General features: G+C 33.8%; 18 protein-coding genes and 1 pseudogene. 4 read left to right on the top strand and 15 right to left on the bottom strand.

Annotation, left to right across the window (positions count from 1 at the left end; genetic code table 11):
• Positions 1–43: 43 nt before the first annotated feature.
• Entirely contained in the window at positions 44–862 is an 819-nt protein-coding gene (nadE, locus tag PSR14_RS10730; protein ID WP_000174879.1) for an ammonia-dependent NAD(+) synthetase, read from the top strand.
• Positions 863–910: 48 nt separating this feature from the next.
• On the opposite strand, the gene PSR14_RS10725 is transcribed toward nadE, so the two are convergent.
• The 4 genes from PSR14_RS10725 to PSR14_RS10710 all read right to left on the bottom strand — a co-directional run bounded on the left by PSR14_RS10725 (position 911) and on the right by PSR14_RS10710 (position 3,763).
• A complete protein-coding gene (locus PSR14_RS10725; RefSeq protein ID WP_000035006.1) occupies positions 911–1,372 on the bottom strand; it encodes an NUDIX hydrolase in 462 nt (153 codons plus the stop codon).
• 31 nt (positions 1,373–1,403) lie between these two features.
• Positions 1,404–1,601: a DUF4083 domain-containing protein gene (locus tag PSR14_RS10720; protein WP_001048096.1), complete on the bottom strand. Its 198-nt coding sequence runs from the start codon at positions 1,599–1,601 to the stop codon at positions 1,404–1,406.
• A gap of 103 nt (positions 1,602–1,704) precedes the next feature.
• Positions 1,705–2,865: a transglutaminase domain-containing protein gene (locus PSR14_RS10715; protein ID WP_000520841.1), complete on the bottom strand. Its 1,161-nt coding sequence runs from the start codon at positions 2,863–2,865 to the stop codon at positions 1,705–1,707.
• 145 nt (positions 2,866–3,010) lie between these two features.
• Positions 3,011–3,763 carry a YwqG family protein gene (locus tag PSR14_RS10710; protein ID WP_001041265.1) on the bottom strand — a complete coding sequence of 251 codons (753 nt, stop codon included), beginning with the start codon at positions 3,761–3,763 and terminating at the stop codon, positions 3,011–3,013.
• A gap of 224 nt (positions 3,764–3,987) precedes the next feature.
• On the opposite strand from PSR14_RS10710, the gene PSR14_RS10705 reads away from it, so the two are divergent.
• Positions 3,988–4,128 (top strand): YjcZ family sporulation protein, encoded by a 141-nt coding sequence (locus PSR14_RS10705; RefSeq protein ID WP_000540423.1) that lies wholly within the window; start codon positions 3,988–3,990, stop codon positions 4,126–4,128.
• Between the two features lie 88 nt (positions 4,129–4,216).
• Positions 4,217–5,182: a patatin-like phospholipase family protein gene (locus PSR14_RS10700; protein WP_000686816.1), complete on the top strand. Its 966-nt coding sequence runs from the start codon at positions 4,217–4,219 to the stop codon at positions 5,180–5,182.
• Positions 5,183–5,288: 106 nt separating this feature from the next.
• On the opposite strand, the gene PSR14_RS10695 is transcribed toward PSR14_RS10700, so the two are convergent.
• Positions 5,289–5,456 (bottom strand): DUF3933 family protein, encoded by a 168-nt coding sequence (locus tag PSR14_RS10695; protein ID WP_000816383.1) that lies wholly within the window; start codon positions 5,454–5,456, stop codon positions 5,289–5,291.
• A gap of 150 nt (positions 5,457–5,606) precedes the next feature.
• On the opposite strand from PSR14_RS10695, the gene PSR14_RS10690 reads away from it, so the two are divergent.
• The gene (locus tag PSR14_RS10690) at positions 5,607–6,221 is read left to right on the top strand and encodes a LysE/ArgO family amino acid transporter (protein ID WP_001287306.1); all 615 of its coding nucleotides are present in this window, start codon (positions 5,607–5,609) and stop codon (positions 6,219–6,221) included.
• 53 nt (positions 6,222–6,274) lie between these two features.
• Here the strand turns inward: PSR14_RS10690 and PSR14_RS10685 are convergent, their stop codons facing one another.
• The 10 genes and pseudogenes from PSR14_RS10685 to PSR14_RS10640 all read right to left on the bottom strand — a co-directional run bounded on the left by PSR14_RS10685 (position 6,275) and on the right by PSR14_RS10640 (position 15,725).
• Positions 6,275–7,504 carry an MFS transporter gene (locus PSR14_RS10685; RefSeq protein WP_033670231.1) on the bottom strand — a complete coding sequence of 410 codons (1,230 nt, stop codon included), beginning with the start codon at positions 7,502–7,504 and terminating at the stop codon, positions 6,275–6,277.
• A 236-nt stretch (positions 7,505–7,740) separates the two neighbouring features.
• Complete coding sequence (locus tag PSR14_RS10680) at positions 7,741–7,947, bottom strand: alpha/beta-type small acid-soluble spore protein (protein ID WP_000113545.1); 207 nt, start codon at positions 7,945–7,947, stop codon at positions 7,741–7,743.
• 266 nt (positions 7,948–8,213) lie between these two features.
• Positions 8,214–8,738: a GNAT family N-acetyltransferase gene (locus PSR14_RS10675; protein WP_073536147.1), complete on the bottom strand. Its 525-nt coding sequence runs from the start codon at positions 8,736–8,738 to the stop codon at positions 8,214–8,216.
• A 93-nt stretch (positions 8,739–8,831) separates the two neighbouring features.
• On the bottom strand, positions 8,832–9,512 hold the full coding sequence (locus tag PSR14_RS10670; RefSeq protein ID WP_000119508.1) for an MgtC/SapB family protein: 681 nt from the start codon (positions 9,510–9,512) through the stop codon (positions 8,832–8,834).
• Between the two features lie 159 nt (positions 9,513–9,671).
• Complete coding sequence (locus PSR14_RS10665) at positions 9,672–10,328, bottom strand: YkyA family protein (RefSeq protein ID WP_000873557.1); 657 nt, start codon at positions 10,326–10,328, stop codon at positions 9,672–9,674.
• Positions 10,329–10,342: 14 nt separating this feature from the next.
• Positions 10,343–11,164 (bottom strand): peptidoglycan-N-acetylglucosamine deacetylase, encoded by an 822-nt coding sequence (locus tag PSR14_RS10660; protein WP_000409387.1) that lies wholly within the window; start codon positions 11,162–11,164, stop codon positions 10,343–10,345.
• Positions 11,165–11,265: 101 nt separating this feature from the next.
• Positions 11,266–11,730, bottom strand: a pseudogene (locus PSR14_RS10655) (sensor histidine kinase); the annotation flags it as partial.
• 69 nt (positions 11,731–11,799) lie between these two features.
• Positions 11,800–12,801: an LCP family protein gene (locus PSR14_RS10650; RefSeq protein WP_002163688.1), complete on the bottom strand. Its 1,002-nt coding sequence runs from the start codon at positions 12,799–12,801 to the stop codon at positions 11,800–11,802.
• A gap of 205 nt (positions 12,802–13,006) precedes the next feature.
• Positions 13,007–15,304 carry a glycoside hydrolase gene (locus tag PSR14_RS10645; RefSeq protein WP_000738160.1) on the bottom strand — a complete coding sequence of 766 codons (2,298 nt, stop codon included), beginning with the start codon at positions 15,302–15,304 and terminating at the stop codon, positions 13,007–13,009.
• A 211-nt stretch (positions 15,305–15,515) separates the two neighbouring features.
• Entirely contained in the window at positions 15,516–15,725 is a 210-nt protein-coding gene (locus PSR14_RS10640) for a DUF6366 family protein (protein WP_000711907.1), read from the bottom strand.
• Positions 15,726–15,802 lie beyond the last annotated feature (77 nt).

Genomic DNA, 15,802 nt, shown 5'->3' with positions numbered 1-15,802 from the left:
ATAAACTTATTTACCGCTTTAATATGAATAGGAGGAAAACATAATGACATTACAAGAACAGATTATGAAAGCATTACACGTTCAACCTGTAATTGATCCGAAAGCAGAAATCCGTAAACGTGTTGATTTCTTAAAAGATTATGTAAAAAAAACAGGTGCGAAAGGATTTGTACTTGGAATTAGTGGCGGACAAGACTCTACATTAGCTGGACGTTTAGCTCAGCTTGCAGTGGAGGAAATTCGTAATGAAGGTGGTAATGCAACGTTTATCGCCGTGCGCCTTCCTTATAAAGTGCAAAAAGATGAAGATGATGCGCAATTAGCATTACAATTTATTCAAGCTGATCAATCTGTTGCATTTGATATCGCTTCAACTGTTGATGCTTTCTCAAATCAATACGAAAACTTATTAGATGAATCGTTAACAGATTTCAATAAAGGTAACGTAAAAGCACGTATCCGCATGGTTACACAATATGCAATCGGTGGACAAAAAGGGCTCCTTGTTATCGGAACAGATCACGCTGCAGAAGCTGTAACAGGATTCTTTACAAAATTCGGAGATGGTGGTGCAGACCTATTACCATTAACGGGATTAACGAAACGCCAAGGACGCGCTCTATTACAAGAATTAGGTGCGGACGAGCGACTTTACTTAAAAATGCCAACAGCTGATTTATTAGATGAAAAGCCAGGTCAAGCTGATGAAACAGAGTTAGGTATTACGTATGATCAACTTGATGACTATTTAGAAGGTAAAACAGTTCCAGCTGACGTTGCAGAAAAGATTGAAAAACGTTACACAGTGAGTGAGCATAAAAGACAAGTACCAGCATCAATGTTTGATGATTGGTGGAAATAAATAAAACATAAAAAAGAAGCTAATCTCATTTAGCTTCTTTTTTATATGTTAACGATATACCCCTACCCTTTTCTCCAATAAATCTTGCAGGCAATCTTCATGCTGTTTACAAAATAACGGTGGCATGTTGTCTAACGGGAAAAACTTCAAATCCAACGTTTCATCACCATCTACTTTTTTGTCGCCTCCAACTATTGAGCATGAAAAACACATCACAATTGACTGCGCCTTGTCTCCATTTGGATATGATTGAAAATATTTTGTATACACTCCAATAAGTTCATTTATTTCTACATCATACCCGGTTTCTTCTTTTATTTCTCGAATTGCAGTTTCTGCAGCCGATTCTCCTATCTCCATTGCCCCCCCTGGAAAGCCCCAAGCGTTAAAGTCACCTCTTTTTTGCAGTAATACTTCTCCTTCTTTATTAAATACAAAACCACCGGCAAAGTTTAAGAAAACATAATCATGCCCTACTTTTTCGCGTAATTCTTTTATATAATTGGCCATTCTCTTTCCCCTTTTCATACTTCTTTTATCGCTATTCCTTATCTTTTTCAAGCAATTCAATAATTCGATCTAGCTTCTGATTCATATGCATCACTTGTTGTTTTTTTGCAGCGCTGTTTAGAAATACTCTTCTAATAAACAAAGTAAATGATAGGAAAAACAAAACGATAAGTCCGATTACTAAACAAGTATATATCAATGTAAAAATATCACTCTCGAACAAATTCATTTAGATTCCACATCCTTCCTCCTTTCATTTTATCATATAATTCTGATTTTTGTAGTAATACATAAGGAAAAGAGCATCCTTTACAGATGCTCTCTTTCACCGATTAATACGTAAATGTAATTGTCGCTAATGAATAATCTGCCATCGCACTATAAGGTGCTACTTGATAAGACACACGCTTTGCACCTTTTGGCCAATTTATTTCATTTAATACTTTCTTTATATCTTGCATCGTCCCATCCATAGACTGCTTATATCGTACTTCTACCTTTTCTGGCTTAGAAGCAAATTGTTGCTGTAATTTCTTCTTAAAATCACTATAATTCTCTGCTCCGTATTGTGTAGACATATATTTTAAATTTGTTTCTTTTAACATTTGTTCATACGCCGCAGTCTTTGAACTACCCGCTTTTATTTTGTTTGTTAATTCATTAAAGTAGCTTGTAGTTGCTGCTGGATATTTGCTACGATCCCAATCGTGGTCTTTACTTAATTGTTCATCAGACATATTAAAATATGAATATGTTACGCGCCCAGCTTTATCTGGTACTGGATCATCGAATGTTGTATCAAGATGATACCATTTGTTTTCAATGTTCACTAAATTCCATGCGTGAGCTTGTCCATTTCCTGTACCTGTTACAATATGGTTTTGGATACCTGCTCCTTTTAGCAATTCATATGTTAATAACGTATATCCTTGGCAAACAGCAGAGCGATTCGCTAATGCTTCATATGCTGTATATGCTTGATAAGACGTATCATATGATACATGTTTTACAACGTAATCATGAATAGCTTTTACTTTCTCATGATCATCCATCCCTGGTTTTACAATCGAGCCGATAATCGCTTTTGCCTGAGATTTTACATATTGTGTTTGCTCTTTCGATTCACGGTACTTCACTTGCAGTGTAAATGTATAGTTTCCTGGTAACCCTTTAATGGAATATCTAGTAGACGCTACATTATATTTTACATACTCATCTGCATCTACAATTTTATTAAACTCGCCATACAATTCATCCATAATACTTCTAGCATTTCTATCTTTTGTTTTATATGTGATTGTAATATTTTCTTCTCGATTATCAACCTGTTTTTTTAATTCTTTTTTGAAATCATTTAACAACTTTGTATCTGATTGCGATGTCGCTACAGTTTGATTTGTAGCTGCATAAGATACAGATGACGCGTGTAAGCCCCCCATTACTATAGTTGAACAAAGTGCGGCAGCTGTCACATACTTACTTGTCTTTCCCATCATGTCACTCCTTACATTCTATAACTATACGAAAAAGTATCGTATAGTTTCAGAGTATACAATACTTTTTCGTATAGGTCATATGAGATTATGCATATTTAACATTGTAAAAGGGTTGTTCTTTTTACAAGAACAACCCTTTTCATTAACAAGTTTGTAATACACAACATGCATTTTCAAAACGTCGATTTTTCAAGTCTTCATTTCCTATACAGAAATAAAGCATCCCTAAATCTCCCCACATCATATTACAATTTTTAGTATCTGAATCAATTTGGAATAAAAGCGTCATTTGCTGCGGATCTATGTCCATATATTGTCCAGTCTCGTATAATACCTCATCTTGTACAGAAAATGGCTCACCAAATATTTGATGGTTATCATAGTTGTCTGGGATTAGCTCTTCAAGTAATTGCAAGAAACGGTCCGAATCAGCCTCATCTTCAATGAAAAGCTCTGGCAATTTATACGTTAATTCAAAAGTAATTGCACACTGGTTATAATTCGTTTGCAATTCATCTCCTCTTCGTAATTGCTCTACAGGAACATCATAATAAAGCACACGCCCCGCTCCAGTTGGATTCACATCTTCTTCAAAGTAATTTTCCACGGTAAAGAAATATAACATCCCCGTCTTAGGAAGATCGTGATTCATACCAATATTTTGTAAATCCTTTAAATTAAATTGTGCAATAAACTGTAACGTATTTCCTTTATGCGTTGGATATTCAAATGTAAATGGCAAGTCAGGAACCCCTCCCATTTTCGAACTACCTATCGCTACTGTTTCCTCCTGCTTTGGCACAACTTTTATACAAGGAAATACAGTATTCATAAGTTCCTCTTTTAAATGCGTCAGCCCATATTTATCAATTAATACTTCAATTTGTTTATTCATACATTCTCCTTATATTTACATACTTATTTGTATCATCGCACAAAAATTATACTCCATTCTTTATAAAAACAACAAGCCTCCAAAAAAACGGGCTCTTCCTTCATACGCGAACAAGTTAAAAAAAGCATAGTATACATTGTTCCTACAAACACGATAGTTCATTATTTCTTCCAGTACATTTTCCCCTCGTTCATTTTTATTTTTAATTTAAGGAGGAATTCCACATGGGTTACGGATATAGTTGCGGCGGTTACGGCGGTAGTTGTGGTGGATGTGGTTATGGAGGCTTCGCTTTATTAATCGTTTTATTTATCCTTCTAATCATCATCGGAGCTAGCTGTTGGGGTGGCTTTGTAGGCTGCTAGTAAATTTAAAAACTATTGTAAAAAAGCACGTATAATACGTGCTTTTTTGCCATTTTCAAATATTTTATGTGAAAGGAAGTATGACTTTATGAAGATTGATGGTGTTTTTGAAGGAGGCGGTGTACGCGGAATTGCGCATGTAGGGGCAATTTGCGCGTTAGCTGAAAAAGGCTATGAATGGGAACGTGTAGCTGGAACATCAGCTGGTTCGATTATCGCTGCGCTCCTAGCAGCAGGATACTCTTGCTCAGAGCTAAAAACGATTATAACAAATATTGATTATGATAAATTTACGAAGAGAACCTTTATTGACAGAATCCCGTTTATTGGAAAAGGATTAAGCGCATGGACTACTCTTGGTATTTACTCTAATATTTTTATCGAAGAATGGATTGAAGAATTACTTCGAAAAAAAGGAGTTCACTTATTTACAGATTTACCTGATTTAAATAAGCTTAAAATTATCGCTTCTGATATAAGTAATGGTAAAATGGTTATCTTTCCTGATGACTTACCGAACTACGGATTTTTAAATTATCGCTTCTCTATTGCTAAAGCTGTACGAATGAGTAGTACAATCCCCTTCTTTTTTGAACCGGTAAAATGGAGAACCCCAAAATGGAAGCAGCCTTGTTATATGGTTGATGGAGGAATTTTAAGCAATTATCCAATTTGGATTTTCGACTCCCCTACCTCTCCCCGCTGGCCGACTTTTGGGTTTCATTTCGTAAAAGATGAGATTCAAGCTGACCCAGCCCACTACAACGAGCCTATCTCCATGTTCAAAGGACTTTTTAAAACAATGATGCAAGCCCATGATTTACGTCATTTAGACAAGGAATCAAAAGCAAGAACAATTACAATCCCAACAGGATCCATTACTAGTACAAACTTTGAGTTAACAATGGAAGAAAAAGAGTGGCTATACAATTCTGGTTATAACGCCGCAAATAAGTTTTTACAATCGTGGAATTTCAGACAATATATTGATAACTATAGAAACGGAAATCAGGATCGAAAATCAAATCGTTATTTCCGTCAACTTGACTCATAATATTATTATCTTTTATACGAGAACACGTAACGCTTTCAAAAAATAAGCCTAGTAATATAATATATTACTAAGCTTATTTACTTTCTGTATCATTATTATACGTTGTTTAAGGATAAGTTAACCCTTCTGCTTCCTCTGCAGTAATAACGGTGTATCGATTTCCCGTTCGTAATCCTAACAATTCTGCTTTTTCAATTGCTTCCTGCTTCGTCTCCGCATAAGCAGCTAAATATTTTTCTCCATTGATAATTTGGCAAATTACATATTGTTTCATTACTTTCTCCTCTTACTTTTTCATTAGTTGTGCAAGTTTTTTTATACCTATTTCAATTTCTTCTAATGTTGCGTATGAATATGGATACAAATTTTCATTTCTTCTATACAATATACACTATCATAATAAATTTAAATAGGAGGAAATATGATGAGTGAAGCAATTATTCATGGGATCATTCTTGCATTTGGTCTTATCATTCCATTAGGTGTTCAAAATGTTTTCGTCTTTAACCAAGGTGCGAGCCAACCAAACATTTGGAGGGCAGCCCCTGTCGTATTAACTGCCTCTATATGTGATACGTTACTCATATTGATAGCGGTACAAGGTGTTTCCCTTGTACTCCTTACTTTTTCTTGGCTAACTAACTCGTTATATATAATTGGATTTTTCTTTCTCCTATACATGGGCTTTGTTATTTGGAGAAGTACCCCTTCCAACGATGTAAAACAAGAAAAAAGTATGCCAGTAAAAAAACAAATACTTTTCGCTGCATCGGTTTCATTATTAAATCCACATGCAATTTTAGATACAATCGGTGTAATTGGAACAAATTCGATTCAATACATAGGAAATGAAAAATGGGCTTTCACACTTGCAACTATTATCGTTTCTTGGATTTGGTTTATAAGCTTAGCTTTAGCGGGGAAATTTCTAAAAAGGCTAGACTCAACCGGAAAGACAATCGTATTATTAAATAAATTTTCTGGTCTCATCATATGGAGTGTCGCACTTTATATGTTAAAACAAGTTATTTATTCCTAATGAACGAAAGAGAATTGCATGTTACTGAAAACATCATGCAATTCTCTTACAAATTATGAAGTAGGTTCTGGTTTCTTTTTTACGTTCTTTGCATCTTTTGCTGGTTTAATCCAAATGATTGCTATAGCAGCACCAATCCCAGCGAGAATACTTGTTACATAAAACACTTCATGGTCAGCACCTTTCATGAAAAAAGAGTATAGAGGTGGTCCAGCTGCTACACCGATAAATCGCATAGAACTATAAAATGACGTAACCGTCCCCCTTTGCTCCTTTTCAATTCCTTGTGTAATGAGAGCATCTAAACATGGGAGTGCCATACCAATTCCTACCCCCATAATAACGAGACAAAGAAGTAGTAAATAAATTCCTTTTATAAATAAAGGAATGATGACTGATGCAGCAGCCATTAAAAAACCAATGTAAATACACTTCTTCATCACATTTTGGTTATCTCCAATTTTTTTGCCAGCCATATATGAACTAAGTGAGAGTACAAGTAACGGGATTGCAAGTACACACCCTTTCCAAATACCATGAATGTCATACTTTGATTCCAATATAGTTGACAAATAAAAGAGAATTCCGAATAAAATAAGCATAATAATTGCACCTAATGCAAAAATGGCAATTAACCATCTTCCTTTTTCTCGAAACGTAGCAAGAATTGATTTTATAAACTCTTTAAGCGGTGGTACTTCTCCTTCTTGTTTCTTTGCCTTTACTAGAACAAGTAATAAAACAATTGATACTACGCATAAAACTGGAATCGCCCAAAACGGCAAGAACCATACAATGGCAGCCAGAGCAGACCCTAAAATAGGGCTCAACACTTTCCCAAATGTATTGGATGTTTCGATGATTCCTAAACCTGTACTAACTTGTTTTTCATCTTTGTATAAATCACCAACACACGGTATAACAACTGGCATTGCACCAGCAGCACCAATACCTTGAATCGCTCTACCGATCAATATCCAAGTGTAGGGATTATCAACTTTCCAAGATACCCAACCAGTTATCGCTCCTCCTATAGCCGCAATCAGCAAACTCGGAACCATTACCATCTTTCGTCCCCATCTATCTGATAAATAACCAGCAATCGGTATAAGTAGAATGGCTACGATAGAATAAATGGTAATAATCATGGATACTTGAAACGATGAAATATGTAATTTCTTTTCAATAGTCGGCAGAATTGGAATGAGCATTGAATTCCCTAATGTCATAACAAGTGGAACTGATGCAAGCGCAATCAAACAACAGTTTTCTTTTTTTAACATGTTGGCTTCGAAACCTTTCATCATATATTTCTTACCATATAATAGCCCTGCTGGAACGTAACTTTTCATTCCACCAGGGCTATTACATTTTTACTACTTCCCATTCACAACAAAAGAAATTGGGGAAAATATAGTATTATTCCTATTCTTTGAATCCAGTTCACAATATATCCATACCAATTAATTGAAAAAAAAAGAAAGGAAGAATCCTTCCTTTCTCCTATAACCTTCTACAATTAGCGAGTATATCCGCCACCAAGTTGTTGTTCTGCCATCGCTACAAGGCGTTTTGTAATTTCACCGCCTACAGAACCGTTTGCACGTGAAGAAGTATCAGCGCCAAGTTGTACACCAAACTCTTGTGCAATTTCATATTTCATTTGATCTAAAGCCGCTTGTGCTCCATGTGATGCTAATTGATTAGAATTACGATTTCTAGCCATTACCAATCACCTCCTTATTTATATATAAATTGTGTTAAATTTTAATTTAAATACATGGTAATTTTTGGTTATTTTCATTTAAAAAAAAGAGTCTCTACAATGAGAGACTCTTACATCATTTTATACTAAGAAGTTACTACTTCTAAATTTCTATTTGTTAGTACTTTCATTTCTTCTTTTCATATATCTTTCGCATTATGTCCCAACCATTCGAGTGAAACAAAAAAGGTATACTTTAATTGGTATACCTCTTTCAAACATACACTTTACATAATAATATTATTAATATCTTTCCAACAATACGCTGTCTCTTCCACCTGTAATCTTTCTAAAAATTTTGTATCCATTTTTTCTGGATTAAACTTTTCATAAAACGTTTTAGAAGGGTTATTCGTAACAACCCATACTAAAAGTGATTGCATATTATTGTTTGTACATTCAGATAGTAAAGCTTGAAATAACTTTTGTCCTATTTTCATGCCTTGATACTCTTGTAAAAGGTAAATCGCATATAATTCTCCATCACAATTATATGTACCAGTTCTTTCTGCTCCTCCATCGATGAATCCAACTATTTCTCCATTTAACGTCTCTGCTACAAATCTAAATTGATGGTTACTTTCTTTTTGAAAAATGTTTTCCCATTGTTTTTCCCGTTTCTCATATGTTATATTTTCTAAAATCTCGTTAGGGAATATGCCTTGATATGTCGTTTTCCAACTATCAGCGTGGACCTTTGCTATACCTGGTATATCATCTTTTATCGCTCTTCTAATATGTATTTCCATCATTTCTCCCCCTCGTTTACTCATCATTATATCAATTTACTTCCTTAAAAATCCAAACAAAAAAGAGTGAATTCACTTCACTCTTTTTTGTTACAATTATCTACTTTCCACTTCAACTGAAACAACACGATCTATCTCTTTTAGTGAGCTATATAACTCAGTTGTATATAAATCTTCTGGAGCTAAAATAACCATCTCTAATTGCTGAAATGCTCCACTATCTATATCTTTAATCTTCACGCGTTTTACATGCATTCCTAAATTTTTAATCTGCTTAAATATACCATCTAACTCATGATGCTCTTTTACAGTAATTTTAATAGACAAGTCCTTTTGTCTTAATGAATACGGTCCTGCAATTTTCACAAGTTGCGGAAGTACATTAATTGCTAAAATAATTAAAATCATAGCAACCGTCGCTTGTAAATAAAATCCTGCTCCAATCGCAATACCTAAAGCTGAAGCAGCCCACACCATAGAGGCGGTCGTTAATCCAGAAATAACGTCATTACTTCTTCGTAAAATAACACCTGCTCCAAGAAAACCAATTCCACTCACAATTTGAGCAGCTAAACGCATGGGATCCATATTTGTATGCCCTGGAACAGAATATACATGTACAGATTCAATTGAAACCATCGTAATTAAACAACTTGCTACAGAAATAACCATACTTGTTTTCACACCAAGTGGTTTATTCTTTAGCTGCCTATCTATCCCGATGAATAATCCTAAAAAGAGTGCTAAACCTAATTTGAGTAAAAATTCATATGACATATTTCCAGTCTCCTTACTTTACAATGTTTCCCTTGGAATAATTCACTATAACTCTTTTATGATATCAATTCCAGTCTTTTCTATTCATTTAACGTAAAAAACCGAAAAAACATTTGTGACGATGTTTCTCCGGCTTTTTATTACGCTTAAAACTCTTCTTTATTTCTTATCTTTAATCTTAATCTCTGCATCTTTGTAGAATGCTAATTTACTGTCATTATACTCTTTTGTAAAATTGTTAAATTGCTCTTTTGATTTTTGTGCTTCCATAGTTAATTCATTAACAGCCTTAACTTTTTCACCAATCTCTTTTAATTTCGTTTCTTTTACTTTTAATTTTTCATACAATTCTTTTTCGGTCGCTAACGCCTTCGTATAATTTTCATTCATCTTTTGGAATGCATCATAACGATTTTTATACGACTCTTCTACTGCTTTCGCTTGTTTTTGTAACTTTTTATCTTCAAGCTTCTCTATATTTCCTTGAACAGATTTCGTTTCTTTCTGAGCTTTTTCTAGCATTTCTTTCTCATTTTTCAAAGCTTTTTCACGATTATCTACATTGGCAGTAGCCTGCTCTATTTTCTTCATAACAGCGTCATTATGATCTTTACCTTCTTGTAAAATTTGAGAATATAGTTCTTGGCCTTCCTTCTCTAACTTCTCTAATTTTTTCGCTTCATCAACTAATGATTTCTCTTGTGTCGCCGCTGTTTCAAAAGCTGTATATAGGTTTTCTTCTGGTTTTTCACCGAAACAACCTGTTAATAGTCCTACTGATAGTGCTCCAACTACTGCTACTTTTCCATACTTCAACGTTCATTCCTCCATTACATACGGTTATCATGCCAGAAATTCACTGGGAAGTGACTCTCTTCATGATAAGCTTCAAACTCATAACCCTTTTCTTTTAACCCTTTTAAAATTGCTGGCACAGCAGCAACTGATTGCGGATGAATATCATGCATTAAAATGACTTCTTGTGGTTTTGTTGCATTTGTTAATACATTTTGAGCAATTTGTGCTGCAGCTGCATCAACTTGCATTTTATTATATTTCCAATCTAATGAATCAATTGTCCAATCCCACACTTTAAAGCCGCCCTCTACCACTTTATTTCGAAGACTTTCATTTAATCCAGGCATTGAACCGTATGGTGGACGTGTTAATTTAGGTGATTTCCCAATAATATTGGCGATTAAGCTTTGATCTTCTTTCATCTCATTTACATACTCGCCATTTTTATATAACTTTGCAAAATTATGCGTCATACTATGCATTCCTACATAATGACCTTCTGCATTTTCTCGTTTCACTAAATCTGGAAACTCTTTTACATTCGCTCCAATTAAAAAGAATGTCGCCTTCGCATCATGTTGTTTTAACGTATTTAATAATTCAGCCGTATATTTCCCCGGGCCATCATCAAATGTAAGATAAGCAACTTTTCTTTCCTTGCCATTAAAACGACTTGGTGCCGTTTTATTCATTTCTACTTTCGGTTGTTCACTTGCGAGTTGTACTACATTTTCTTGTTTTGCAACAGCCTTTGCTGGTGAAGTAATGGATTGAAACATGAAATACCCAATAGCTACTGCTGCAATCGCTATTAAAACGAATACTACTCGTTTAATTTTAAAAGCTTTTTCCATTCTATCGAATTCCTCTCCCTATTAATCTTATATATAAATCACCCAATATAATTATACATCTATTTATTTTATTACACTATATAAACAGACCTATATATGTATTATAATGGGAGTTTTATCAAAATGGTCGTTCCTATTCCTTCTTTACTTATAATATTTATTGTACCTCCATGAAGCTCCACCATTTTTTTAACGATGGCTAAACCAAGACCCGCACCTGTAGCATAATTATTAATCTGGTAAAATGACTGTTCTATATACAGTAAATGCTCTTTAGCAATTCCAATCCCTTCGTCTTTCACCTTTATCACTGCTTGTCCTTTATTTTTAGTCACTTCAATATATACTTTACCATTTTTATGTGAATATTTAATGGCATTTTAAACAATATTCAAGAAAATTTGCTTTAGTCTATTTCGATCTCCTATCAATTCGATTCTTTCTATAGTTTTGATGAATTGCATTTGCTTCTCTTCAGCATTAGGAGTTAATTGCCAAATCTTCTCCTCTAGTATATCGTATAATTGCACCTTTTGTTTATGTAAATTGAAATGATTTAAGTATAAAAAATCGTTACAGAAAAGTTACAAATCCATCTCGATAAAAAAAGATTGGCAAAGGCCAATCTTTTTTTATTATTCATTTCGAACTGGCTTTGGTGTTACACCTAAATGTTCATTTAATTTTTTCGAAATATCTTTCACATTTTTTTCATTTGGAATGTAATAATAAATGCCTCCGATACGTTTATCCGTACCTTCCACTTGCATTTTTTCCATTTCCAAATTAGATCCTGCCATATTTTTCGTAATAGCAAGCATATCATCGAAAGTTAAGTTCGTTTTCATATTTTTATCAACCGCATCAAGTAAAGAGCCCATTTTGCTAATAGATTGAACAGACATCGCTTTTTTAGCAATTGCTTCAATTACAAGTTGTTGTCTTTGACCACGCATTGCATCACTGTCAATTTTACGCGTTCTTGCAAGCGCAAGTGCTTGTTCTCCATTTAAATGTTGGTAGCCTTTCTCTAAATGAATCATACCTGCTTGGTCTTTACTATCTTGTTCAGTGAAAGTAACTGGTACATCAATATCAATACCACCAAGTGAATCGACAATTTGTACGAATGATTCAAAGTTAAACTTCACATAATAATCAACAGGAACATTTAAAAATCTTTCCACTGTATCGCGTGTACTTTCAACACCACCAAATACGTGTGCATGTGTAATTTTATCTAATTTCTTTCTAGATGGAATATATACACGTGAATCACGCGGAATACTTACTAATTTAACTGATTTATCATCTTTATTAATTGTTGCTAATAAAAGTGCATCTGTTCGAACAGCTTCTCCGTATTGGCTTTTTCTCATTTCACTACCATCAACACCCATAATTAGAATTGAAATGTTATCCTTTAAAGGTTCAACTTCTTTATCACGCTTCGATGATTTATCAATTTGTGCATATGCATCACTTACTACTGCTTTTGCTTTATTATATATTAACGATCCATATCCTACTCCACCAAAAATAAGTAAGAACAATGGAATTATAATGAACCATTTTATTGATTTTCTTTTAGAACGTTTTTTACTGCTTCTCGTATTCTGTTCTAATTCAGAGCTCATATCCATTCGCCTCTCTTTCTCTTTCCCAATTATAATGCAAGTCTATTAACCTTCATATTGAATTTCCTTTCAATTACCTTACAATTTTGTAAGGTTACTGCGCAAATCCAATATGTACTCCATTTCACATTATACTCTCGTGCTTATTTTTGGCAAGTCACTATTTATATAAAATTATTTTTTAAATTCATATATTATAATTTTATTAGTTTGGTGTATACATAGTTTGCTTTCCATTATTAATAATGAAAGCTGATTTTGCTTTTATTTTCGTCTTTTGTATTTCTATCTCTTCATTTGAGAAATTCACAATAATTTCAATATTTTTTCCATACGAAGCTGATTGTACTAACTTATCTTCTGACAAATATGCAAAGTTCGTCATTTCTTCTTTTACTGCCTTTTCATGAACTTCATTCCAAACTTTCAGGTGCTGCGTAATTTCTTGTTTATGCTTATTCCACTCTACTTTATCTAAATGGTACAACGGAGGAACGTTATACAATAATTCGTATAACATACGGTTTCTAACCTCATCTTTTACTTTCAAGCTTCCCCATTCCCAGTGGTGCGTTGTAATTACAGAATCATTGTATACTAATTTATATAATGGTACTGAATATGCAGGATTTAAATATACTTGTTTATACTCTTCTTTTAACGGTACTTGTTTCGCATATTTTTCTGGAACATTTTGATTCGGTGACCAATATCCACCTACATAATACGGACTTGTTTTATTTTTCCTCATATCTTCATCGTCCCATTTAATTACAGGCGTTTCAATACCATGAGCAAATGCAATCGTACTACTAGCAAAATCATTTCCGCCTTCAGAACCAACGACCATACCCTTTTCTTGCGCAATGTAGTCCATTCGTTTTAAACGTGCTTTTAAATCTTGCTCTTGTGTCGTTATATGTTTCGCTGAATAGTCATCGTAAATTTCACCTGTCGCATCACAATCAATAAACCATGAATTATATTTAGGTCCATTTTGTAATATATCGTTCATTCGTTCTTTTACACTAGGAAGAGATAAAGTTGGATTTAATTTTCGCCCTCTACCTAAAAACCCTTGCACCTTTTCTCCATTTTTCTTCGTTACAGTAGCCTCTTCGTATAATGATGGGTCATTAAAGGATGCTGTGTTCCAATTTTTATCACTTTTTTCGTGAATGGAATGATATGAGTCATACGGACCAACTAAATACCCCATTTCCTTAGCTTCTGTCACGAAATTAGGTTGCATAAATCCTTGTTCCCAGTTTGGCAGACCAATCCACGCTTTTTCTATTCCTGCCTCTTTCATTTCCTTTAGTATGTCCGTTCCATCTGCATTACCCCATTTACTTACCTCTTCAACCGCATCACCAAGTAGCGACTTTAATAAATGCTTATTTAAGCTATACAATTCTGTATTCGTTAAGTGACCTACACCTTTCTTTAATAGCACACTAGCTTCCTGATTAACGTTTTGAAAAATATCATCTTTATAAAATTCTTTCATTGATAACACTTCGTTTATATAACGTAAAATAACATTTTTTTGATACTTATCAATGAAATCTTGTTTACTTACTTGATCTAATACATTCAATTCCCCAGGCTCTGAACTATATTTTTGAATAAGCTCTTTTATATGGCTAAACAAAGGGCTATTTATTTTCTCTCTTAGCTTTGGCCAATTTACATTACTTTCTGATAAGCCATTTTGATTCCAAAAATAAAAATGAGCTGCACCGTAAAGCTTTTCTATCTCTTTATTTTTTCTAGCCTTTTCTTTTAATGTTTTAAATTCACCTTTTCGAGCGATATTGTCTTTATACAGTTTAGCAATACTTACTACATCATTATTTGTCACATATACTTGAAATCCATATGTTTTATTTTTATTTATACGCGGAAATTCATGTATAAAATCAAACCCGATTTTCGGATCCGAATGAAATTTCACCTCATTATTAAACATATTGTTCGCGATATATACAATTGAATATTTCAAACCATTTAATGCGAAAAACTTCATAGAAAATGATTCAGCAAATGAATATGCATCATCCTTTAAAAACTTCTTCCAATTTTCATCATTACTCGAAATTTGCTTCCCTTCCCATAACGGAAGTGTATAATTTTCAGCTTGTACTTTCGGCCAAGTAAAGCTTTCTGCACCAGTCGATTCTACTTCAATATTTAAGTGATCTTTTTTCTTCTCTAGACTCACTTTTACTTTTTGATCTGGATATTCCCAAGATGTACGATCCTTTTCTTTTTTTACATTCAACACCTTCATTTTCGGCAAGGGCTGTGATGCCAGTGCCTTTACGCCATCATGTTCTACAATTAACGTGAAAGTCTCTGGATTGACATCATAAGTAAATTCTTTATACGTTGCTTTCTTTATTTTAGACTCTTGAACAGTATTGCTACCTTTTACATCACACCCGACTAAAGTCGAAAATGACATCGTTGTAAGAAGACATATTGCTATCATTTTTTTCATCTTCTGCACCTCCACCACTGAATATACAGAGGCTTTGTTACAGGAATGTGGCAAAAAAATAGAACCAGCATAATGCTAGCTCTATTTTTGGGATTAAAAATAAATATATATGGGCAACTATAATCTGCTGAATATATATAGTACAATAACCGTGTTTTTTCATCCTCACTAATTATAAAAGCAAATCATTCAAAGCTTTAACATGCATTTCTTAACTAAAAAAATAAGTGTATATAATATACGCTAAAACTAGCACTAAAATTACTATCGCTGTACCTTTCCAATTCATACCACCCGCCATATCAACTGGACTACCCGTTTCAGCTCTGTTGAGCCCATCATGTAAAGAACCGGTAGAATTGTTTTTCAATTCACTTTGCCTTATACGTTCTCTTTTTTCTTCCGGTAACTCTTTCTTCATATGATCCGTTCACCTCCAAGTTAATATACTCTTTACTAAATTATACATTCATATTTTTCTTTTATATGCAAACATAT

It is taken from the genome of Bacillus sp. A01H, assembly GCF_045277205.1.
Taxonomy (GTDB): domain Bacteria; phylum Bacillota; class Bacilli; order Bacillales; family Bacillaceae_G; genus Bacillus_A; species Bacillus_A paranthracis.
The sequence above is the reverse complement of the archived record's forward strand: the minus strand, read 5'-3'. Positions and strand labels throughout refer to the sequence as shown.